General features: G+C 65.0%; 1 protein-coding gene and 1 pseudogene. Both read right to left on the bottom strand.

Annotated elements, in window-relative coordinates:
* The coding region (locus LQV45_RS31205) for a GntR family transcriptional regulator (RefSeq protein ID WP_230011213.1) at positions 1-474 on the bottom strand (474 nt) is incomplete at its 3' end.
* A 209-nt stretch (positions 475-683) separates the two neighbouring features.
* Positions 684-1010: pseudogene (locus LQV45_RS31200) on the bottom strand (recombinase family protein); the annotation flags it as partial.
* Positions 1011-1579: the final 569 nt, after the last annotated feature.

Raw genomic sequence — 1579 nt, 5'->3', positions numbered from 1 at the left:
CGAGTGCGGCGTGCGGATCAAGTGGGTGGACAGCCGCTGCAGGAGATCCTGGAGGACGGGATTGTGCGCAGCCGCCCAGACGGCAGCGTGGAACTCCAGGTTCGTCGACGCCCGGGTGTTGTCATCCGGCTCCGAAAGTGCCCGGTCACGTTCCACCAGGCCTTCGAGCTGCATAATGTCAGTGATGTCGTGGGACAGGGCCGCCTGCCCGGCCGCCTCCTGTTCCAAAAGAATCCGCACGTCATAGACCTGGATTACTTCCTGGGGTGTTGCCTGATGGACCTGCAGTCCACGGGCGCCGCGATCCAGAAGACGGTCGTGCTGGAGGCGGCGAAGAGCCTCGCGCACCGGCGTGCGGGAGACGCCGAAGCGTTCCCCCAAGGTAACTTCCCGCAAGGGAGTGGCCGGAGCAATTGCACCGGCCAGGATTTCAGAGCGCAGCTGGGCGTAGATCGAATCCCCGTCGTGCCGCATCGTTTCAGAACCAGGTGACACAACTTTCCTTCCACAGTGGCGACTCGGAAGGGAGGCTTACGCCGCCACTCGGTCCCGCCAGTTCGCAGACCCGAGCCATCGCCCGGACCCCCATAGTATTCCAGTGGATACGCGCGAGTCCAAGATGTGTTGTCCTTTCCATCCGGATGGTGCATGAATCGGTATCGTTCGGCCGCTGCCGGCCTAGTTCTTCGCCAGCAACTTTTGCCATCCGGGCGGACCTCGCCCGTCGGTGATACGTGCCGGTAAAGGGTCTGGCGGGTGATGCCGAGTTCGGTGCAGAGTTCGCTGACTTTGGTTCCGGGTTTGCCCATTGACGCCATCGCGAGGAGGAGCTTGGATGGGGTCATCTTGTAGGGGCGGCCGCCGCGGGCCCGCGCGGAGGCCAGTCCTGTGATGGTTCGTTCTGAGATGAGTTCGCGTTCGAACTCGGCCAGGCCCGCGAAGATCCCGAAGACCAGCTTCCCGGAAGCGGTCGTGGTGTCGATGGCTGCTCTCTGGCCGGTGAGGACTTTCGCCTCCGCGGCTCCCTGCCGTCATAACGGCCATCGCCCGCCCAGATGAGCTCCTCGCCGTCGATCACGCACCCGGGCGGGACCTGCTCCGCAAGGGCAGCAGCCAGGTCAGGGCACCACAGGGTCAGGTCTTTGCCCTGACAGGGCACAGCGTCACGCCCGTCTCCGCGACCACTGCAGATACCCGAAAGCCGTCCCACTTGGGCTCATACCAGGAGCCGCCGGGAAGCACGTCCGGGCCGGGGACTCGGTTCACGGGTTTGGCCATGCTCAGGGAAGGCACGCGAAGGTCCGCCGGCCGGAGCTCTGACATGGCGGGCCGGGGAGATCAGTAGGGGCTCGAGAAGACCGGGGCCTGGGCGGCGCCCCGAGTGTCAGTGTCGCGTACCGCTGTCGCCGTCACGGCATCGGGGTCCGAGAAGACCACACGATGGGTTTGAGCGGTCACGGTTTCGTCTGTCGCGTGAAAGGCCGGCGCTTCGGTGGTCGTCGTCATAGCCATCATTTGTACGGCATGACCGGCCGAAGGTGCCAGTCGACGCGCCTGTCCGCGGGCCGCTGAGGTTCTA

It is taken from the genome of Microbacterium sp. Bi128, from assembly GCF_918698205.1.
This window is presented reverse-complemented; position numbering and strand designations above follow the sequence as displayed.